Source organism: Pseudomonas sp. RA_15y_Pfl1_P11 (assembly GCF_963970975.1).
Taxonomy (GTDB): Bacteria; Pseudomonadota; Gammaproteobacteria; order Pseudomonadales; family Pseudomonadaceae; genus Aquipseudomonas; species Aquipseudomonas tritici.
Window position 1 is genome coordinate 32,483 of the sequence record NZ_CAXAOY010000003.1, and the last position, 18,111, is coordinate 50,593.

At 59.4% G+C, this 18,111-nt stretch carries 16 protein-coding genes; 4 read left to right on the forward strand and 12 right to left on the reverse strand.

Going from position 1 to position 18,111, the window contains the following annotated elements; translation table 11 throughout:
• Positions 1-107 precede the first annotated feature (107 nt).
• Positions 108-788 carry a Fe2+-dependent dioxygenase gene (locus AACY44_RS04200; protein WP_339417430.1) on the forward strand — a complete coding sequence of 227 codons (681 nt, stop codon included), beginning with the start codon at positions 108-110 and terminating at the stop codon, positions 786-788.
• A 1-nt stretch (position 789) separates the two neighbouring features.
• Positions 790-1,539 carry a tetratricopeptide repeat protein gene (locus AACY44_RS04205; protein ID WP_339417431.1) on the forward strand — a complete coding sequence of 250 codons (750 nt, stop codon included), beginning with the start codon at positions 790-792 and terminating at the stop codon, positions 1,537-1,539.
• Positions 1,540-1,588: 49 nt separating this feature from the next.
• Here the strand turns inward: AACY44_RS04205 and AACY44_RS04210 are convergent, their stop codons facing one another.
• The 5 genes from AACY44_RS04210 to AACY44_RS04230 form a co-directional block, all read right to left on the reverse strand.
• Positions 1,589-2,752, reverse strand: a complete 1,164-nt coding sequence (locus tag AACY44_RS04210) for a type III PLP-dependent enzyme (RefSeq protein ID WP_032861941.1) — start codon at positions 2,750-2,752, stop codon at positions 1,589-1,591.
• Between the two features lie 413 nt (positions 2,753-3,165).
• Positions 3,166-4,323: an osmoprotectant ABC transporter ATP-binding protein OsmV gene (locus AACY44_RS04215; RefSeq protein ID WP_339417432.1), complete on the reverse strand. Its 1,158-nt coding sequence runs from the start codon at positions 4,321-4,323 to the stop codon at positions 3,166-3,168.
• Positions 4,320-4,973 carry an ABC transporter permease gene (locus AACY44_RS04220; protein WP_339417433.1) on the reverse strand — a complete coding sequence of 218 codons (654 nt, stop codon included), beginning with the start codon at positions 4,971-4,973 and terminating at the stop codon, positions 4,320-4,322. Before AACY44_RS04220 ends, AACY44_RS04215 begins: the two co-directional genes overlap by 4 nt.
• Positions 4,974-4,988: 15 nt before the next feature.
• A complete protein-coding gene (locus AACY44_RS04225; RefSeq protein WP_339417434.1) occupies positions 4,989-5,882 on the reverse strand; it encodes a glycine betaine ABC transporter substrate-binding protein in 894 nt (297 codons plus the stop codon).
• Positions 5,883-5,901: 19 nt separating this feature from the next.
• Positions 5,902-6,591 carry an ABC transporter permease gene (locus AACY44_RS04230; protein ID WP_339417597.1) on the reverse strand — a complete coding sequence of 230 codons (690 nt, stop codon included), beginning with the start codon at positions 6,589-6,591 and terminating at the stop codon, positions 5,902-5,904.
• Positions 6,592-6,950: 359 nt separating this feature from the next.
• Between AACY44_RS04230 and AACY44_RS04235 the strand changes: the two genes are divergently transcribed.
• Both AACY44_RS04235 and AACY44_RS04240 read left to right on the forward strand, forming a co-directional pair.
• On the forward strand, positions 6,951-8,534 hold the full coding sequence (locus AACY44_RS04235; protein WP_339417435.1) for a peptide chain release factor 3: 1,584 nt from the start codon (positions 6,951-6,953) through the stop codon (positions 8,532-8,534).
• A gap of 152 nt (positions 8,535-8,686) precedes the next feature.
• Complete coding sequence (locus AACY44_RS04240) at positions 8,687-8,932, forward strand: hypothetical protein (RefSeq protein WP_339417437.1); 246 nt, start codon at positions 8,687-8,689, stop codon at positions 8,930-8,932.
• A gap of 120 nt (positions 8,933-9,052) precedes the next feature.
• Here the strand turns inward: AACY44_RS04240 and AACY44_RS04245 are convergent, their stop codons facing one another.
• The 7 genes from AACY44_RS04245 to AACY44_RS04275 form a co-directional block, all read right to left on the reverse strand.
• A complete protein-coding gene (locus tag AACY44_RS04245) occupies positions 9,053-10,024 on the reverse strand; it encodes a peptide ABC transporter ATP-binding protein (protein ID WP_016976250.1) in 972 nt (323 codons plus the stop codon).
• Positions 10,024-10,992 (reverse strand): ABC transporter ATP-binding protein, encoded by a 969-nt coding sequence (locus tag AACY44_RS04250; protein ID WP_339417438.1) that lies wholly within the window; start codon positions 10,990-10,992, stop codon positions 10,024-10,026. The genes AACY44_RS04245 and AACY44_RS04250 overlap by 1 nt, the downstream gene beginning before the upstream one ends.
• Positions 10,993-11,002: 10 nt before the next feature.
• Positions 11,003-11,914 (reverse strand): ABC transporter permease subunit, encoded by a 912-nt coding sequence (locus tag AACY44_RS04255; protein ID WP_339417440.1) that lies wholly within the window; start codon positions 11,912-11,914, stop codon positions 11,003-11,005.
• A 10-nt stretch (positions 11,915-11,924) separates the two neighbouring features.
• Positions 11,925-12,935, reverse strand: coding sequence for an ABC transporter permease subunit (locus AACY44_RS04260; protein ID WP_003171721.1), 1,011 nt, complete (start codon positions 12,933-12,935; stop codon positions 11,925-11,927).
• 76 nt (positions 12,936-13,011) lie between these two features.
• Positions 13,012-14,607 carry an ABC transporter substrate-binding protein gene (locus AACY44_RS04265; protein WP_339427165.1) on the reverse strand — a complete coding sequence of 532 codons (1,596 nt, stop codon included), beginning with the start codon at positions 14,605-14,607 and terminating at the stop codon, positions 13,012-13,014.
• An 80-nt stretch (positions 14,608-14,687) separates the two neighbouring features.
• Positions 14,688-16,103 carry an OprD family outer membrane porin gene (locus AACY44_RS04270; protein ID WP_339436118.1) on the reverse strand — a complete coding sequence of 472 codons (1,416 nt, stop codon included), beginning with the start codon at positions 16,101-16,103 and terminating at the stop codon, positions 14,688-14,690.
• A gap of 170 nt (positions 16,104-16,273) precedes the next feature.
• Positions 16,274-17,818: an ABC transporter substrate-binding protein gene (locus tag AACY44_RS04275; protein WP_370467846.1), complete on the reverse strand. Its 1,545-nt coding sequence runs from the start codon at positions 17,816-17,818 to the stop codon at positions 16,274-16,276.
• Positions 17,819-18,111: the final 293 nt, after the last annotated feature.

Genomic DNA, 18,111 nt, shown 5'->3' on the forward strand with positions numbered 1-18,111 from the left:
TCTTTACACTTTTTGCTTACGGTATTTACGAACTCATTCGTCGACCTGTTTTACAGGGCGGATAAGAATCAATACCATTGGCGCTTCTCTGATCCCAGGTATTGCCCATGCTGCTGCACATCCCCGGCCTGTTCTCTCGCGAGGAAGTACAGCGCATCCGCCATGCCCTGGAAAATGCCGATTGGGCCGACGGTAAAATCACCGCCGGGCATCAATCCGCCAAGGCCAAGCACAACCTGCAGTTACCTGAGGGCCACCCGCTTGCCAAGGAAATCGGCGCGGCGATGCTTGAGCGTTTGTGGCAAACCCCGTTGTTTATGTCAGCGGCGTTACCGCACAAGGTCTTTCCGCCGTTGCTCAACTGCTATACCGCGGGGGGCAGTTTCGACTTTCATATCGACAACGCCGTGCGCCAGCCCAAAGGCAGCCACGAGCGCGTGCGCACCGATCTGTCGTCCACGCTGTTTTTCAGCGACCCGGACGAATACGACGGTGGCGAACTGGTGATCCAGGACACTTTCGGCCTGCAGCGCGTGAAGTTACCGGCCGGTGACCTGGTGCTGTACCCCGGCTCCAGCCTGCACAAAGTCAACGCCGTGACCCGTGGCGCGCGTTACGCCTCGTTCTTCTGGACCCAAAGCCTGGTGCGCGAAGACAGCCAGCGCACCTTGCTGTTCGAAATGGACGGCGCGATCCAGCAACTGACCGCCGATGTCCCCGACCATCCGGCGCTGATCCAGCTTACGGGCACTTACCACAACCTGCTGCGCCGCTGGGTCGAGGTCTGACATGGGCTTTTTATTGCGACGCGAAGAAGTGCTCAACATTGAGCAGCTGCAAAGCATGCTCGACGACTCGCCGGTACGCGCTGCCCAGGCGATCTTGATCGCGGCGAAGGAGGGTGTGGTCGATGCCCAGGCGCTGCTCGGGCAAATCTTGCTGCAAGGGCGCGGCATTGCGCGCGATGAGGCGCTGGCGTTGCGCTGGTTTCAGATCGCGGCACAGGGCGGGCATTTGATGGCGCGCAATATGGCCGGGCGTTGCCTGGAACATGGCTGGGGATGCGCTGCGGACGAGGCGGCCGCTGCACGCGAATACCGTATGGCCGCCGAGGCCGGGTTGGATTGGGGCCAGTACAACTACGCCAATCTGCTGGCCACAGGGCGCGGGGTTGCCGAGGACCCACTACACGCACTGGCCTTGTATCTGCAGGCAGCCGAACAAGGACACGCCAAGTCGATGAATCTGCTGGGCCGTTATCTGGAAGAGGGCCAATTCTGCCCACGGGACCTGGATGCTGCAGTGCACTGGTACCGACGCTCGGCCGAAGGCGGTGATTTTCGCGGGCAGTTCAGTTACGCGGCGGTGCTGGCGGACAGAGGCCAGATTGAGACGGCGCTGGCGTGGTTGCGCAAGGCGTTGAGTGGCGGGAATTTGAAGTTTCTGCGAACGGCACACAAGGCTCTGGCGGCGGCAAGTGATCCGCAGGTCAGGGCAATGGCAGACGCCTACCTGCAACGTGCCGACAGCCTTTGCTGACGCATAAAAAAACCCATGACATGTCATGGGTTTTTTATTGGCAGCCGTCTTACACGTAGAACGACTTCAACGGCGGAAACCCATTGAACTCAACCGCGCTGTAGCTGGTGGTGTACGCGCCGGTCGACAGCCAGTACAAACGATCACCAATCGCCAGGTTCAGCGGCAGGCCGTACTTGTAGTTTTCGTACATGATGTCGGCGCTGTCGCAGGTCGGGCCGGCGATGACCACTTCTTCCATCTCGCCTTTCTTCTCGGTCCAGATCGGGAACTTGATGGCTTCGTCCATGGTTTCGATCAGGCCGGAGAATTTGCCCACGTCCGTGTAAACCCAGCGCTCGACGGCGGTGCGCGATTTACGCGCGACCAGCACGACTTCGCTGACCAGGATACCGGCGTTGGCAATCAACGAACGGCCCGGCTCAAGGATGATTTCCGGCAGTTCATCGCCAAAGTCTTCCTTGAGGAAACGGATGATTTCCTCGGCGTAGGTTTCCAGGCTGTTGGTGCGGGTGATGTAGTTGGCCGGGAAGCCACCGCCCATGTTGATCAGCTTGAGGTGAATGCCGTCTTCTTCTTTCAGGCGTTCGAAGATCACTTTGACCTTTGCGATCGCCGCGTCCCACACGCTGATGTCGCGCTGTTGCGAGCCTACGTGGAACGAAATGCCGTAAGGCACCAGGCCCAGGTCGCGGGCGAGGATCAGCAGGTCCATGGCCATGTCGGTCTGGCAGCCGAATTTGCGCGACAAAGGCCAGTCAGCCGTGGTCGAGCCTTCGGTGAGGATACGCACATACACTTTCGAACCCGGCGCGGCCTTGGCGATGTTGCGCAGGTCGGCTTCGGAGTCGGTAGAGAACAGGCGCACGCCCTTCTCGTAGAAGTAGCGGATGTCCTTGGATTTCTTGATGGTGTTGCCGTAGCTGATACGGTCGGCGCTGACGCCGCGGTCCATCACTTTGTCCAGCTCGTAGATCGAGGCGATGTCGAAGCTCGAACCTTTGTCCTTGAGCAGGTCGATGATCTCGACGGCTGGGTTGGCCTTGACTGCGTAGTAGACCTTGGCGAATTCGAAACCGGCGCGCAGGTCATCGTAGGCCTGGCTGATCATCGCGGTGTCGATCACCACGAACGGGGTTTCTTGCTTGTCGGCGAACGCCTTCATTTTGTCAAAAGTGGCGCGCGCGAAATAATCTTCGACGTTGATCGACATGCTGGGAGACTCCTAAGGGCAAACTGTATTAATCAATGGGTGCAAATGAACGTCCTCCGTATCCCCACTTTGGTTCGCCTACTTCCCAAGGCATGTCGCCGAAAGCAAAAAGGCCATGGGCGTAACCGCTTCCCTTGGCCTTGCTGTCTCGTCGTCAGTACTTGAGCCGGATGGATCGTTTCCAGCATGGACGTTCGGCGCGAACTTTAGGGCTTGATGGGCGTGGGATCAACTAAAAATGTCGCGTTTTTGCACGCGTTCGTCGCGAGGACCGGTACAGCTACTTATGTAACCGACCGGTGTGACGGAATGATGTTCCCCGAAGGGGGCGAATTCGCGGGAATTGCTGACACCCGGCAGATCCAAATGTGGGAGCGGGCTTGCTCCCACAGTTTTAACCGAGTTGTGTCAGGTCAGGCTAAAGCAGTCTCAGCAGGCGAAACGATACTGGTCTTGCCCCCACGCGATTTACCCGAGCTCAGGTACTCAGCAATCGACTCCTGTGTCACCTCGCCCAGGAACACCCGCTCCGCATCCATCACCGGCAACCACGAGCGGTTGAACTCGTACATGCGCGACAACAGGATGCGCAAATGCTCGTCATACGCCGCCGTGGCGTTGAATTCGCGCAGGTACTGCCCGCAAGTACCGGTCTGACGGTGCAGGTCGCGACGTCGTACGTACCCCAGCGCCTTGTTCTCGGCACAAGTGACCACCACATAGCGGCGGTCAGTTTCATCCATCAATTCCAATGCTTCGGCCACCGCTGTTTCCGGGCTCACAGACGGCGCGTTGTCCGCTGCGTCTTCGGCTTTCACCAGCAATAGGCGCTTGAGGGTGCTGTCCTGGCCCACGAAGTTGCTGACGAACTCGTCGGCCGGGTGCGCCAGCAAGGTGTCCGGGTGATCGATCTGCAGCAGCTTGCCGGCGCGGAAGATCGCGATCTTGTCGCCCAGCTTGATGGCTTCGTCGATGTCGTGGCTGACCATGATCACGGTCTTGTTCAGCGCGCGTTGCATCTCGAAGAATTCGTTCTGGATCATCTCGCGGTTGATCGGGTCGACCGCGCCGAACGGCTCATCCATCAGCAGCAGCGGCGCATCGGCCGCCAGTGCGCGGATCACGCCGATACGCTGTTGCTGGCCGCCCGACAATTCGCGCGGGTAGCGATGCAGGTATTGCTTGGGTTCCAGCTTGATCATGCTCATCAACTCGCGGGCGCGGTCGTGGCATTTCTGCTTGTCCCAGCCCAGTAGTTTGGGCACGACCACGATGTTTTCCTCGATGGTCATGTTCGGGAACAGGCCGATCTGCTGGATCACATAACCGATGTTGCGGCGCAGTGTCACTTCGTCGAGGTCGGTGGTGTCTTCGCCGTTGATCAGAATCTTGCCCGAGGTGGGCTTGATCAGGCGGTTGATCATTTTCAGCGTGGTGCTCTTGCCGCAGCCCGAAGGGCCGAGGAATACGCAAATCTCGCCTTCGTTGACGGTCAGGCTTACGTCGTTGACGGCAGAAACAGTCTTGCCGTTGCTTTGAAAAGTCTTGGTCAGGTGTTGAAGTTCGATCATTTGAGCAGTCCTTTTGGAGTCAGCGAGCGTTGCAGCCATTGCAAAAGCAGGTCGGCGAAGATGGCCAGGAGACTGACCAGCACGGCGCCAACGATCAGCATCGACATGTCGCTGCGGCTGATGGAAGCCAGAATAAGTACACCCAGGCCACCGGCGCCGATGGTGGCGGCGATGGTCATTACGCCAATATTCATCACCACGGCGGTGCGTACACCGGCGAGGATCACCGGCACGGCGATAGGCAGCTCGACCATGCGCAGGCGCTGGCCGAAGGTCATGCCGATGCCTTTGGCGGCTTCACGGATGCCCGGTTCCACACCAGTGAGGGCGAGGTAGGTGTTACGCATGATCGGCAACAGGGAGTAGAGGAACACGGCGGTGATCGCCGGCATGGGCCCCAGGCCCTGGCCGAATTTGGAGTAAAACGGCAGCAACAGGCCGAACAGGGCAATGGAGGGCACGGTCAGTAGCACTGTGGCGCTTGCCTGCAGTGGGCCGGCCAGGGTTGGGAAACGCGTCATGAGTACGCCCAGGGGCACGCCGACGACAATCGCCAGGATCACGGCGAGGCCGACCAAGGTGATGTGCTGCCAGGTCAGATGCAGGACGAGTACCCAATCAAGATGGGAAAAGGCGTTCAGAAATTCCATGTCTTCTCCTCTTAATTAGTTGATCGGATGTTGGCGCAGGAAATCTGCGGCCACGCTGGACGGGCTTTCATGGTCGACGTCGACGCGTGCGTTCAACTGGCGCATGGTTTCATCGTCGAACAGCGCGGCCAACGGCTTGAGGTCAGCCGCCAGTTGCGGGTGAGCATCGAGGTACGCCTGGCGCACCACCGGCGCGGCGGTGTAGTCGGGGAAGTAATGTTTGTCGTCTTCCAGCAGCTTCAATTTGAAGGCACTTAGGCGACCGTCGGTGGTGTAGACCAAACCGGCAAACACTTGGCCATTACGTAGCGCGGTATAGACCAGGCCGGCGTCCATCTGGCGTGTGTTTTCGCGGGTCAGGTTCATGTCGTACAGCTTGACCATGCCGTCCATACCGTCGGAGCGGTTAGCGAACTCTGTGTCAAGGGCCACCAGGCGTGTACCTTTGGTGGTTTGCGCCAGGGCTTGGGTCAAGTCGCTGATGGTGTTGATCTGCGGAAATTCCTTGGCCACGTTTTCTGGCAGCGCCAACGCGTAGGTGTTACTGAATTTCGACGGCGACAGCCAGGCGAGGCCTTTTTTCGCGTCGAGTTCCTTCACTCGTGCGTAGGACTGTTCGCTGTTGAGTTTCTCGTCCACATGGTTGTAATTCACCAGTGACACCCCGGTGTATTCCCAGAGCATATCCAGTTGCCCGCTTTCCTGGGCACTGCGTGCCAGATTGCTACCCAGGCCGCCGGTTACGCGCGTGTCGTAGCCCTTGGTGCGCAGGTACTGGGCAGTGATTTCGGCGAGCAAGGTCTGCTCGGTGAAGACGCGGGCGCCGATGCGGATCACCGGCTTTTCAGCGGCTTGCGCAAAACCTGCGAACAGCAGGACGCAGCTCAATATCAAGGTCAGTTTTTTCATGTTGGTTCCTGTTTCAGGCCTAAGACGGACGCAACCCGCGTTCCAGCCAGAGGCGGCTGGTCATAGTCACCAAAGCGTCGAGCAGCAATGCCAACAACGCGGTGCATGCGGCACCGAGCAGCAACTGCGAGTGGTTGTTCAGGGCTATGCCAGGGAAGATCAGGCTGCCGAGGCTGTTGGCGCCAATCAGGAACGCCAGCGGTGCCGTCCCCACATTGATCGCCAGGGCCACGCGTACACCGCCGATGATGATTGGGACAGCGTTGGGCAGTTCCACGCGAAACAGCACCTGGCGCGGCGTCATGCCAATGCCGGTGGCGGCTTCTTTCAGGGAGCCCTGGACGTTTTTCAGGCCTTCGTAGGTGTTGCGCACGATGGGCAGTAGGGAAGCGAGGAACAGCGCGAAGATCGCCGGCCCGCTGCCGATGCCGAGGACGCCCAGGGCGATGGCCAGTACGGCCAGGGGCGGGACGGTGTTGCCGATGTTGAAGATCTGCATGAAGCGTTCTGCGCGCCCAACCATGTTCGGTCGGCTTAGCAGGATACCGGCGGGGATGCCCACAATCAGGGCGGCCAGCATGGAGACAAGCACCAGGATCAAATGAGCTTGCAGGTAAAACAACAAATCGTCGCGGTACTGTTCGATCGTGTCTATGCCGATCCAGTGGACCAGCAGGGCCAGGAGAGCGACGACAACCGCTCCTCCCATAAGCCCTTTGCCATAGCGATTAGCCACAGGCGGACTCCTTTTTTTCTTCTGTCGGCGTCCACATTTCCGAGCGGCAATGCCATTGCTGGCTGCCTCTGAATGTGGTCGCGAAATGCAGCTCGCCGATACCGGCAACGCGGTATGCGATCGAGCCATGAGCGCAGCCTCGTCAGGCTAACTTGCTGATTTATCAGCCCCTGTTCCGAGTACGGCATGAGGGGAGTGGACGTCTCTACCTTTTAAAAGGTTCCACACTTGGCAGCATTTAGCCACCCCCAATGGGCTGAACGGTGGTCTGGCCGCCTGGGTTTGCGCTATACTCGCCGCCCTTTTTTGACTCACCTGCCAGGCGATTTCCCATGACCCACCAGGCCGCCGAAGTCGCGAAACGCCGCACTTTCGCCATTATTTCCCACCCCGATGCCGGTAAAACCACCATCACCGAGAAGCTGTTGCTGATGGGCAAGGCAATCGCGGTGGCAGGCACGGTGAAATCCCGCAAATCCGACCGCCATGCCACCTCTGACTGGATGGAAATGGAAAAACAACGGGGTATCTCCATTACCACGTCGGTCATGCAGTTCCCGTATCGCGACCACATGGTCAACCTGCTCGACACCCCGGGCCACGAAGACTTCTCCGAAGACACCTATCGCACCCTGACCGCGGTCGACTCCGCGTTGATGGTTCTCGACGGCGGTAAAGGTGTCGAGCCACGGACCATCGCGCTGATGGACGTGTGCCGTCTGCGTGATACGCCGATCGTCAGCTTCATCAACAAACTCGACCGCGACATCCGCGACCCGATCGAGCTGTTGGATGAAATCGAAGCCGTCTTGAAGATCAAGGCCGCGCCGATCACCTGGCCGATTGGTTGCTACCGCGACTTCAAGGGCGTGTACCACCTGGCCGATGATTACATCATTGTCTACACCGCCGGCCACGGTCACGAGCGCACCGACGTCAAGATCATCGAGAAACTCGATTCGGACGAAGCCCGCGCCCACCTGGGTGACGAGTACGACCGCTTCGTCGACCAGTTGGAACTGGTGCAGGGCGCCTGCCATGAATTCAACCAGCAAGAATTCCTCGACGGTCAGCTGACCCCGGTGTTTTTTGGGACGGCCTTGGGTAACTTCGGTGTCGACCACGTGCTCGACGCCGTGGTGGACTGGGCACCCAAACCCCTGGCCCGCGTTGCCAACGAGCGCACCGTTGAGCCTGTTGAAGAGAAATTCACCGGCTTCGTGTTCAAGATCCAGGCGAACATGGACCCGAAACACCGCGACCGTATTGCCTTCATGCGCATCTGCTCCGGTAGATACGAAAAAGGCATGAAGATGCGCCACGTGCGCACCGGCAAGGACTTGCGTATCGGCGACGCCCTGACGTTCTTCTCCTCCGAGCGTGAACAGCTCGAAGAAGCCTACGCCGGCGACATTATCGGTCTGCACAACCACGGCACCATCCAGATCGGCGACACCTTCACCGAAGGCGAAGCGCTGGGCTTCACCGGTATCCCGCACTTCGCCCCGGAACTGTTCCGCCGCGTGCGCCTGCGCGACCCGCTGAAATCCAAGCAACTGCGCCAAGGCTTGCAGCAACTCGCGGAAGAGGGCGCCACCCAGGTGTTCTTCCCCGAGCGCAGCAACGACATCATCCTCGGCGCCGTCGGTGTGCTGCAGTTCGATGTGGTCGCCAGCCGCCTGAAAGAGGAATACAAGGTCGAGTGCTCCTACGAGCCGATCACCGTGTACTCCGCGCGCTGGATCGATTGCAGCGATAAGAAGAAGTTGGAAGAGTTCTCCAACAAGGCCGTGGAAAACCTGGCGATCGACGGCGGTGGTCACCTGACCTACCTGGCGCCGACGCGGGTCAACCTGGCGCTGATGGAAGAGCGCTGGCCGGATGTGAAATTCCGTGCGACGCGTGAGCATCACTAAGGTCTGAGCGATATATAAGAGGGCGAAGCTGTGATGGCTTCGCCCTTTTTTATCGGCTTTTGATCGTTCCCTCGCAGAGCGTGGGAACGATCAATTGGCGAGAACCCTGCATCGGGTCTAGCTTTCACACATTGACTGCGAAGGAGACCACCGTGCGAAATGCTCGATACGCTATTTGTCTGATGTTATTGGCAGGCCCGGGGCTGACAACGCTCCCGGCACTGGCCGGCGATGGCACGCCCCAATGGAAGGACACCGGCCCTGTCACCAAGAGAAAGGCCAACGAGGTCAATTCCGGCAGTTGGAAACCGCAGCCCCAGCCCACAGACGTTAAAGATCCGGAAAACCCGATCAACGAAGGCGAAGACAGTGCGACCTTTGATGACGGCGAAACCTGAGACGCGGCGCCAACCCAAAAAGAAGCCCTACCCGCCAGGCTGATGCGCAACCTGATGGGAAGGGCTGTAGAACACGTGCAATGCCCTGAGCTCAAGACTCAGGGCATTTTTGTTGCAGGGTCAGGCGACAAACTGCTCCGCATAGTGGCAAGCCACCTGGCGGTTATCCAAGGCGCGCAGTTGCGGCTCCTCGGTGCTGCACCGCGCAGTTGCGTACGGGCAGCGCTTGTGGAAGGCGCAGCCGGGCGGCGGGTTCAGCGGGTTGGGCAGTTCGCCAACGATTTTGATTTTCGGCTTGTTCGGGTCCGGGTGAATGGTCGGGGTCGCCGACAGCAACGCCTGGGTGTACGGGTGCAGCGGGCGGGCGTAGATGTCTTCCTTGGGGCCGACTTCCACCGGGCGACCGAGGTACATCACCATCACATCATCGGCAACGTGTTGCACCACGGCCAGGTTGTGGGAAATGAACACGTAGGCCGTGTTGAATTCCTGCTGCAGGTCCATGAACAGGTTCAGCACCTGGGCCTGGATCGACACGTCGAGTGCAGACGTTGGCTCATCCGCCACCAGCACTTTCGGTTGCAACATCATCGCGCGCGCGAGGGCGATACGCTGGCGCTGACCACCGGAGAACATGTGCGGGTAACGCTGATAATGCTCAGGGCGCAGGCCCACTTGCTTCATCATCGCCTGCACTTTTTCGCGGCGTTCGGCGGCGGACAGGTTGGTGTTGATCAGCAGCGGCTCGCCGAGTTGATCGCCGACTTTCTGCCGTGGGTTCAATGAGGCGTAGGGGCTTTGGAACACCATCTGCACGTCTTTGCGCAATTGCTTGCGCTGGGCCTTGTCGGCGCCGGCGACTTCCTGGCCGGCGATTTTCAAGGACCCGGAAGATGGCTCCTCAATCAGCGTGAGCGCACGGGCCAGGGTGGATTTGCCGCAACCCGACTCGCCAACAACGGCGAGGGTCTTGCCGGCTTCCAGCTCAAAGGACACGCCATTGAGCGCACGTACCAGAGCATGGCCCTTGAACAGGCCACGGGACACTTCGTAGTGACGGGTAAGGTCGCGGGCGGTAAGAACGACGGCCATTACGCCACCTCCTGGTTCAAGGGGTAGAAGCAGCGCGCGAGGCTGTTGGTTTTCGGGTCAAGGTCAGGACGCTGGGCACGGCAGGATTCCTGCACGTACGGGCAACGTGGTGACAGTAGGCAACCCTGCGGGCGGTCGTAACGACCAGGAACGATACCCGGCAGCGTGGCCAGGCGCGTGGCGCCGAGGCTGTGCTCCGGGATCGCCTTGAGCAGCGCTTCGCTGTAGGGGTGCGCCGGAATGTCGAACAACTGCGGCACCTGGCCGACTTCCACGGCTTGGCCGGCGTACATCACGCACACGCGCTGGGCGGTTTCCGCCACGACCGCGAGGTCGTGGGTGATCAGCACCAGGCCCATGTTCTGTTCTTTCTGCAGGGCCAGCAGCAGTTCCATGATCTGCGCCTGGATGGTCACGTCCAGCGCGGTGGTCGGTTCGTCGGCGATCAGCAGCTTCGGCTCGCCGGCAATCGCCATCGCGATAGCCACACGCTGGCTCATGCCGCCGGACAGTTGGTGCGGGTAGGCGTCCATACGGCTGGCGGCGCCTGGGATTTCAACCTTTTCCAACAGTTCGATGGCACGCTTGCGCGCTTGCTTGCCGGACATCTTCAAATGCAGGCGCAAGACTTCTTCAATCTGGAAACCCACGGTGTAGCTGGGGTTCAGCGCGGTCATCGGGTCCTGGAACACCATCGACAGGTCTTTGCCGACGATCTGGCGACGCTGGCGGTTGCTCAGCTTGAGCATGTCCTTGCCGTCAAAGTTCAGCGCGTCGGCGGTGACGATGCCGGGATGCTCGATCAGGCCCATCAGCGCCATCATGGTCACGGATTTACCCGAACCCGACTCGCCAACGATCGCCAGTACTTCGCCTTTGTCGACCGAAACGTCGAGGCCATCGACCACCGGCACGGCGGTCTTGTCGCCGAAGCGGACGTTGAGATTCTTGATTTCTAACAGTGACATGGGAATCTCCTCAGGCGGCGTTCTTGAGTTTCGGGTCCAGCGCATCGCGCAGGCCGTCACCCATCAAGTTGATTGCCAGCACGCTGAGCAAAATGGTCAGACCCGGCAGGCTCACCACCCACCAGGCGCGTTCGATGTAGTCACGGGCCGAAGCCAGCATGGTGCCCCACTCCGGGGTTGGCGGTTGAACGCCAAGGCCGAGGAAGCCCAGGGCCGCGGCATCGAGGATCGCCGAGGAGAAACTCAAGGTGGCCTGTACGATCAGCGGCGCCATGCAGTTGGGCAGCACGGTGATGAACATCAAGCGTGGCAGGCCGGCGCCGGCGAGGCGGGCGGCGGTCACGTAGTCGCGGTTCAGTTCGCCCATTACCGCAGCGCGGGTCAGACGCACGTAGGACGGCAACGAGACGATAGCGATGGCGATCACAGTGTTGATCAGGCCAGGGCCGAGGATCGCGACAATGGCAACGGCCAGCAGCAGCGAGGGCAAGGCCAGCATGATGTCCATCAAACGCATGATGGTCGGGCCGAGCAAGCGCGGGAAGAACCCGGCGAACAGACCCAGCAGGATCCCCGGGATCAGCGACATCACCACCGACGACAAACCGATCAGCAACGACAGACGCGAGCCCTGAATCAGGCGCGAGAGCAAATCACGGCCCAATTCGTCGGTGCCCAACAGAAATTGCATCTGCCCGCCTTCCAGCCAGATCGGCGGGGTCAGCAGGAAGTCGCGGTATTGCTCGCTTGGGTTATGCGGCGCAACCCAGGGCGCGAAGATCGCGCAGAACACGATCAGCAACATGAACAACAGGCCGGCAACCGCGCCCTTGTTCTTGGAGAAGGCTTGCCAGAATTCTTTGTACGGAGACGGGTACAGCAGGCTTTGATCGACTGCTGACACTGGAGTAGGTGTGGTCATGGTCATGATCTCAGCGCTGGTGACGGATGCGTGGGTTGGCGAAGCCGTAGAGGATATCCACCACGAAGTTCACCAGGATCACCAGGCAGGCGATCAGCAGAATGCCGTTTTGCACCACCGGGTAGTCTCGTGCGCCAATGGCTTCGATCAGCCATTTGCCGATGCCGGGCCACGAGAAGATGGTTTCGGTCAAGACCGCACCGGCCAGCAGCGTGCCGACTTGCAGGCCGACCACGGTCAATACCGGGATCAGCGCGTTACGCAGGCCGTGCACGAACACCACGCGCGCCGGCGACAGGCCCTTGGCCTTGGCGGTGCGGATGTAGTCTTCGCGCAGTACTTCGAGCATCGACGACCGGGTCATCCGCGCGATCACTGCCAGCGGGATGGTGCCAAGCACGATGGCCGGCAGGATCAGGTGGTGCAGTGCATCCCAGAATGCGTCCGGCTCGTCAGCCAGCAGGGTGTCGATCAGCATGAAGCCGGTGCGCGGCTCGATGTCGTAGAGCAGGTCGATACGCCCGGAAACCGGAGTCCAGCCCAGGCTCACCGAGAAGAACATGATCAGGATCAGGCCCCACCAGAAGATCGGCATCGAATATCCCGCCAGGGAGATGCCCATCACCCCGTGGTCGAACAGGGATCCTCGTTTAAGTGCCGCGATCACCCCGGCCAGCAGGCCCAGGATACCGGCGAACAACAGGGCGGCCATGGACAGTTCCAGGGTCGCCGGGAAGAGGGCGGTGAATTCGGTCCACACGCTGGTACGGGTGCGCAGCGATTCGCCAAGGTCGCCTTGGGCGAGCTTGCCGACATAGTCCAGATATTGGGCATACAGCGGCTTGTTAAGGCCAAGGCGTTCCATTGCCTGTGCGTGCATCTCGGGGTCGACTCGTCGTTCGCCCATCATGACTTCGACGGGGTCGCCAGGGATCATGCGAATCAACGCAAACGTCAGCAACGTGATGCCGAAGAACGTGGGGATCAGTAACCCCAGTCGGCGGGCAATAAAACTAAACATCTTGTTGTGTACCTCAATCAGCCGGTTAGGCAGGTCCGGCGCCGTCAATAGCGACGGCGCCGAGCGTTTTTCTTATTTACTTCACCTGGGTGGTGGCGAAGTTATTGTTCGTCAGAGGGCTTTGGGTATAACCCTCGACGTTCTTGCGCATGGCGGTGAACATTTTCGGGTAAGCCATGGGAATCCATGGTTGGTCCTTGTCGAAAACGTCCATTGCTTGTTCATAGAGTGCAGCGCGTTGTGCGGGTTCAGCGACAGCGCGCGCCTTGTCGATCAAGCCTTGAAACTCTTTGTTACACCAGCGCGCGTAGTTTTCGCCGTTTTTCGCTGCATCGCAACTCAGGTTCGGCGTGAGGAAGTTATCCGGGTCCCCGTTATCCCCCGCCCAACCGGCAGAAACCATGTCGTGCTCGCCGCCTTTGGCGCGCTTGAGCATCTCGCCCCATTCCATGACTTTGATATTCACCTTCAGACCAATCTGCGCCAGATCTGCCTGCATGCGCTGTGCGCCGAGCATCGGGTTAGGGTTGGTCGGGCCGCCACCATTCCGAGTGAACAGGGTGAACTCGGTGCCTTCCGGCACCCCGGCTTCCTTGAGCAGGGCGCGGGCCTTGTCCAGGTCGCGCGGTGGGTTTTTCAGCTTGTCGTTGAAACCCAGCAGCGTAGGTGGAAACGGGCCAGTGGCATCGACAGCGTTACCTTTGCCGTACAGCGATTCGTTGTAGCCCTTTTTGTCGAACGCGATGTTGATCGCGTGACGCACCCGCGCGTCGCTCATGTATTTGTGGGTGGTGTTCAGGGCGGTGTAGGCGGTGGTCATCGCCGCCAGTTCATCGACCTTCAGGTTCGGGTCTTTCTTGATGCTGGGCAGGTCATCGGGCTTGGGATACAGCGCGACCTGGCACTCGTTGGCCTTGAGCTTCTGCAGGCGCACGTTGTTGTCGACCGCAATGGCCAGGATCAACGGATCGGCCGGCGGCTTGCCACGGAAGTACTCCGGGTTGGCCTTGAAGCGTACCTGGGCATCTTTCTGGTAGCGGATGAAGATGAACGGGCCTGTGCCGATCGGCTTGCTGTTGAGCTCATCGGTCTTGCCTGCGGCGAGCAGCTTGTCAGCGTATTCAGCGGAGTGGATGGCGGTAAACGGCATCGCGACATCGGCCAGGAACGGTGCTTCAGGGCGAGTCAGGGTGAAGACCACTGTGTGGTCATCAGTCTTCTCGACACTTTTGAGCAGTTCCTTAAAGCCCATGCTTTCGAAATAGGGGAAACCCGTAGCGGATTTGTTATGCCAAGGGTGTTTCGGGTCCAACTGGCGCTGGAAGCTCCAGAGCACGTCATCGGCATTCAAGTTGCGCGTGGGTTTGAAGTAGTCGGTAGTGTGGAACTTGACGTCATCGCGCAAGTGGAACGTATAGGTCAGGCCGTCGTCGCTGATTTCCCAGGACGTGGCGAGCGCGGGAACGATTTCAGTGGTACCAGGCTTGAAGTCCACCAAACGGTTGAACATGGTTTCAGCGGCAGCGTCAGCGGTCACAGCTGTGGTGTACAGGACCGGGTCGAAACCTTCCGGGCTGGCTTCGGTGCAGACCACCAGTGGTTTGGCCGAAACGCCGATCGCCACGCTCAACAGCGCGGCAGCCATGGCGGCTTGTAGTGGGAGCAATTTCATTCGGAGCCCTCTGCAATCGATGGGACCAGACAAACGTAGACGGCGGGCTCGTCCTGAGCCCGCCGTCTACCTGGCGCTAATTAAAGGATGTTGAATGGAACGGTGGTGACCAGACGGAACTCTTTGATGTTGCCATCAGCTTGTTGCGCGCTGGCGCGGTGAGTCACGTAGGTTGCGCGCAACGTCGTGGCCTTGAGTGGGCCGCTCTGGATCGCGTAGGACGAGCCAACACCGTATTCCTGGTGTTTCTCGCCGTCCATCAGGCGTAAGTCGCTGCGCGAATCACCGGCGGTGCCGTAGGCGGTGCCGTTGTAGTGAGTGCCGTCGATGCCCCAACCGCGAGCCGAGTAGACGTTGAACTTCAGGCCTGGCACGCCGTATTCGGCCATGTTGATGGCGTAGGCGACCTGGAAGGACTTCTCGTTCGGGCTGTTGAAGTCCGAGGTCAAGGAGTTGGCCAGGTAGATGCCGTTGGTTTCGTGCAGGTAGTCGAAGTACTCGTCACCGTTAACTTCCTGGTACGAGAAGGTCAGGCTGTGAGCCTGGTGGGTCAGCCCCAGGGACAACGAGTAAGTGTCGTTGTCGATGTTGCCCATCTTCTTGCTGCCGGTATCGGTGGTTTTGTAGTAGTTCAGGCCGGTGGTGAGTGCCAGGGTTTGTGCATCACCCAATTCATGGGTTGCACCGAAGTAGTACTGGTTCCAGAAGTCTTCGACGTTAGCCGCGAAAACGCTGGTTTTCAGGCTCTTGAACGGCTGGTAGTTGAAGCCCAAGGTTTTGACTTTGTCGGTTTCCTGGCCATTGCCGTATTCGGAACGGAATTTCGACAGGCTCTGTTCGGTACGCGGCGAAACGCGATCGAAGATACCGCCCTGGAAGGACAGGTTGCTCAGCTCTTCGCTGTTGAAGCTCACACCTTCGAAGCTCGAAGGCAGGGCACGGTTGCCGATGGTGTCGACGATGCCGCTGCTGAAGTTCTGACGACCGGCGGTCAAGGTGGTGTTGGACACACGGAACTTGACGTTGGCCAGGCCCAGTTTGCTCCACTGATCTACTGCGTCACCGTAGGCGTGAGCCAGGGTACGGTTGGAGCCACCGGCGATGTCTTTTTGGTCGCGGTCCAACGCGATGTAGTTGTAGGCAGCCACTTCGGTGCTGACGCCAACGGTGCCTTGGGTGAAGCCCGAGGTGTAGTTGAGGATAGTACCTTGGGCCCAGTTGTAGCGGCGGGAGACACGGGTCGATCTCTCTGCGGCTTCATCTGCAGCATTTTTGTAGTAGCTGAACTTCTGGCCACGAAATTTCATTTCGTTGGAGTACCAGTTACGGGTAGTACCGCCCAGGCTTTGACCGTCGATAAAGCCTTTGGCCTCGCTTTGCGCGCTGGTGCCGGCCAGGGTAGTCGGAACGAAGTCCTGGCTCACGGGTTCAGCGTAGGCGGTGGCCGTGATGCTGCTGATGGCCAGGGCCAGAAGCGCTTTGCTGCTCAGTTTCATGAATGAAGCTCCTTTGGTTCTCTTTTTAATGCCGGTCTTTTTTGGTGATCCGGCTATTGGGTGTGTAACTCGTTCAAGCCTATGCAAACGTTTGCCGTAGGAAAAATCCTAATAGAAGGCCGCACGTTTGCAGCAAGGCGATGTTCGCCCTGCGCAATCCGGTTATTTTCTTATGGGGTGATACTGACGCCCGAGAACACGTTGCGGCCGAAGGGGCTCACTTTGAAACCTTCGACTTTGGTGCTTAACGGCTGGTTGACCGTCGAGTGGGCGACTGGCGTGATGGGCACCTGCTGCTTGAGCAGTTGCTGCGCCTGTTTGTACAGAACAGTTCTTTGTTCGCGGTCGGTCACGACCTTGGCTTGCTTGATCAACTTGTCGTACGCCGGGTCACACCACATGGAGTAGTTGTTCCCGCCGATGGCGTCGCAGCTATAAAGAGTGCCCAGCCAGTTGTCCGGGTCACCATTGTCGCCGGTCCAGCCGATCAGGCTGATGTCGTGCTCACCGTTCTTGGTGCGCTTGATGTATTCGCCCCACTCGTAGCTGACGATCTTGACCTTGAGGCCGATTTTGGCCCAGTCGCTTTGCAGCATCTCGGCCATCAGCTTGGCGTTGGGGTTGTACGGCCGTTGTACCGGCATTGCCCACAAGGTGATCTCGGTACCTTCCTTCACGCCGGCGGCCTTGAGCAGTTCCTTGGCTTTTTCCGGGTTGTAGGCGGCGTCCTTGATGCTGTCGTCGTAGGACCATTGCGTCGGCGGCATGGCGTTGACCGCCAGTTGCCCCGCGCCCTGGTACACGGCATTCAGAATGCTCTGCTTGTTTACCGCCATGTCCAGCGCCTGGCGCACTTCGAGCTGGTCGAATGGCTTGTGGCGCACGTTGTAGGCGATGTAGCCGAGGTTGAAGCCTGGCTTGGTCAGCAGTTGCAGGTTCGGGTCCGCCTTGAGGGCGTCCACGTCAGCCGGGCGCGGATGCAGGGTTACCTGGCATTCGCCGGCCTTGAGTTTTTGCACCCGCACCGAAGCGTCGGTGTTGATGGCGAAGATCAACTGGTCGAGCTTGACCCGGCTCGGGTCCCAGTACTGTTTGTTGGCCAAATAACGGATCTGCGAATCTTTCTGATAGCGCTGGAAAACGAAGGGGCCAGTGCCGATCGGCTTCTGGTTGATATCGCTCGGCTTACCGCTCTTGAGCAACTGCTCGGCGTATTCGGCCGACAGGATCGCAGCGAAACTCATGGCAATGTTCTGCACGAACGCAGCGTCGACCGTGTTCAAGGTCATCACCACGGTGTGCGGGTCGGTTTTCTCGACCTTGGCAATGTTCTTGTTCAGGCTCATCCCGTTGAAGTACGGAAACTCGGTGGGGTAGGCCTTGCGAAACGGATGCTCAGGGTCAAGCATGCGGTTGAACGTGAACAGCACGTCGTCAGCATTGAAGTCCCGCGTTGGCTTGAACTCCTTGTTGCTGTGGAACTTCACCCCTTCGCGCAGGTGGAAGGTGTACGTCAGGCCGTCTTCGGAAATATCCCACTTGGTAGCCAGCCCGGGCACCACATTGGTCGCGCCTTTTTCAAACTCAACCAAGCGGTTGTACAGCGGCTCGGCCGCATCGTTATCGGTGGCGGTGGTGTATTGCGCGGTGTCAAAACCTGCTGGGCTGCCTTCCGAGCAGAACACCAGGCTCTTCTTGTCGGCGGCTTGGCCCATCGTGGCCACAGCCAGCAGGCTGGTGCCAAAAATTGCGGATAGAGCGGTGGTATGGCGCATGACGATCCCGATCCTTGTTTGTAGTTGTCATCAGCGAGCAATCACCTTGGCGTTCGGCCAGGGGGACATCACTGATCCCACACGCAGCAAGTACCCTTCCGAGGTTGGTGCCTCTGCTGTCCTACGACGTTATGGGTCGCGGACCTGGCAGTAAATGCACCAAATCGGATTGACCTTGTAGGTAACGGAGTCGCGCATCGCAGTTCGCTGCTGTAGGACGCAACGATTGCAAG